Here is a 3,198-nt window from a genome sequence, read left to right as displayed (position 1 = left end):
TGAAAGATATCCTGAAAGCGACAAAAACCCGGACAGTGACCGCCCGTGACGGTCTTTTGAGAGTCGATATCTGGGGACGTCTGTGGGTTGGCCTGCTTTCAGAGACGGGTCTGGTGACCTGGTCACTGGCCGACAAACCTGACAAGCTCAAAGCACTTCGCATCAGTAACGGTGACATCACCGTCGAAAGATTGCCTAAAAAAGACCAGTTTGCTGAAGGTGCTATTGGACTGCGGGAGCTGCCCTCTGCGCTGTTACAAAACAGTGGCTTGCTGGGGCCCGTTAATCCCGATCATGCAATACCGACTCTGGAGATGTTCAGGCGCAGCCTTAAGCCGCATCTGGGAGCTCTCAGTTCAGATGATTTAAAATCGCTGGAGAAAAAAATTGCACAATTTGACCGGTTTCGCCAAGAGGGGACTGCCCTTAAAAAATACGCCCTTGTCTATCGTATGCAGGAAAACCTGCCCGGTACTGCTCTTGGAAAAGCAGTCGTCTCGCACCTGGTCGCCACAATAAAACAGTACCTGCTGGACGCTTTGGTCGAGGTACCCAAAAAGCTTCACACTATCTGGATTGGTCCTCTCAAAAAAGGTGTTGTAGACGATCTCAAGATCTGGGCTTCACAGGTTCCCTCCTGGTCTTTGACGCTCTGGCACGATCCACAAGCGTTTTTAGCGCCCATACTTACCCGGGAAATACTTAAGGCTGTTGCCGCTGAGAAAATACCCGAATCATTCCTGAAAAAAGAAAATACCAGGGTTGAATTTGTGGAACGTGTTAATCAGCTGCAAGATCTGGCTTATAGCACTATAAAAAAAGGCATCGCCCGGGGTAAAACCTTCGACGACATGGCAAAAGCGTTTTTAGTTAACCATTTGGGTATGGATCGAAGCGAGTTAGAGAAAATACAAGAAGAAAGCCCGAAGCAACTCAGGACGTTTGGCGACGAGCTGGCCAAACTTAAGAGCAACCCTGATTCCGGTAAATTCAGGCTGGCAGATATCAATACACTCTGGCAGGCAGGCAATGAAGCCAGCCTGAGAAAGTGGTACGTGAAAGAACTTGGGCAAAGGGGGATTTTAGCCGCAGCAGCAGATTTGGTAAGAGTGGAAGTTCTTGCCAGAGACAAGGAAGGAGGGGGTGTCTATTTGGATGTTGATATACTACCTGCTTTTAACAAGGAATTGTTTAAACACATTAAATTTCCGAAATATTTTTTATTTGGCGGCGAGCTGATTGGTCCGGGTTACCCCGTTAACCATGCAATTATTAACTATCTTGCCCAGAAAGGGCCGGAACAGCTGTTTTTTGGCAGGACACCTGATCCGGAAGAAGAGAAATACTACGACAGAATAAAGGAAGAATACCCTGATTTAATAAAAGCTATTGAAGAAGCTATAGCCAATCACGGCAAAAAACCTCTTTTTGTCTTTCAAGATTCGCTCAGGGTTATTCCTGGTTCAGTGGAAATAAAATCAAGGTATGAAAAAAAGATACATCTCAACAATAACTTAATTATCGCGCCACCTGACAGCGAGGTTCTCGAGGCAGTTAAGAAAAATATTATAAAACGTTATCAATTGATTGAACGTTTAAATCTCGACAACCCACTAAGAGTTTCTAATACCGATATAAATAAAACTGCAAAATTAATCGCCAGGGAATTGAATATTGATCAGAAAATCGCCCACAGTTTTTTTAATTATCGTAAAGATGGAATACTGCCACATTCCAGATCAACAATGTATATATCCGGGGTGAATGGATTTCAAACAGTCTCCGCGAATTATTTGTCTGCTTTTTTTTCAAGGAAAGACCTTTTTGGTTTTGAACCAAAATCCTATTTCATGCAAATCAATCCATTAGCAAAGATTGATTTAATCAGTGACGATACTGATGAAAGCCCCAGTAGCTGGATACCCGGAACTGATAAAACCGAGCGTTATGCCCTGACCTCTGAGCAAGACAGCCGTTATAAAAACCAGGTCATTCTTCAACTGGGTGACAGCGACAATGAAACCAGTGCCAGCCTTTATCTGGCCAACAAATACCAACCCGATTTCAGCCAACTTATACGACTAAAGTCTGATGGAACCCCGATTGATCCGAAGACAGGACACGACATTGAGCTTGAGGCATTGCAAGCTGATTTTCTTAAAGACGACACCCGCATTATTGTAGTTGGCCACGGCAGTAAGGTTCAGGGGGAAAAGTCCGGTTCCGACCAGTTTTTGCTGGGCGGGAAGACGGTTGAGCAACTGGCCGATGTGCTAAAGCGATTAACCAGCGGTCGGTTTGTCCATACCGTCAGTTTGGTGGGCTGTGGTGCTGATGCCAGTGGGGAGCATTACCCCGTAGAAGTTTTCGCCAGAAAGCTGTTTGGTGAAATCCGGACAAAACGAATCAGTGTCCGTAACGCCCTGGTGGCGGTTGATGAGCTTGGGCGCAAATGGACCGGCACCGTGCCCGTTGATGGCGATGTCCTGTGGTCACAGTCAGACCATCGCGTCAAGCTGGTACTTGAGAAAGACGAACAGGGGCAGTTAATGGCCCGCCAGCTTCCGGTTACAGAAGGGCTGGTGAAAAAACTCCGGAACTTGCCCGCTTTGCCCCGCGGCAGGGATTATGTGCGCTTGGGTATCGATCGTGACGATGCTTTCGACCGGGCCAGAAATTTACTGCTTAGTACGTTTATCGAAAACAATAACAGGCTGCCACTCTCCGACCTGATTGAGCAATACAACCGTCGACTGCAACAACACACCGGTGATGACTTTTCCCCTTACCAGTTGATGCCGTTGCCGGTTGCCGATGCCGAGCGGTCTCTTACACAGGCCAGGATACCAACAGAGCGTCACATGAGCGCCTTTGTCCGTGCAGACTCAATCGGAGACCCGTTGTCTGGAGTTGGCCTGCTGGCCTATGGCGACCGCTTTGCGCAGGAGAATTTTTTCCGAATCCAGCAGGCGGGCTATCAGCTGGCCCGTAACGTTAAAAGCCTGCCATTAGACGCGATGGCAGCATTGTTCACTCGTCTGCTGCTTGGGTCTTTGCAGGACATTGTGGCACCCGGTGGCAATGACATAAACCCGTTCAGGGTCTCCGGCCCTGACCTGCTGGTTTCTACATTGGCAAAAGATGACCTGTTTGCCCTCCATGCCCAACAGTTAAAAAATGACTTTTCCGAATTGGGCC

General features: G+C 47.6%; 1 protein-coding gene. It reads left to right on the top strand.

What is annotated here, in order from left to right; translation table 11 throughout:
• Nucleotides 1-3,198, top strand: a 3,198-nt coding sequence (locus KDK18_RS02660) for a TcdA/TcdB catalytic glycosyltransferase domain-containing protein (RefSeq protein WP_257253002.1), incomplete at both ends; no start/stop codon positions are given.

Source organism: Endozoicomonas sp. SESOKO3, from assembly GCF_024606255.1.
The sequence above is the reverse complement of the archived record's forward strand: the minus strand, read 5'-3'. Positions and strand labels throughout refer to the sequence as shown.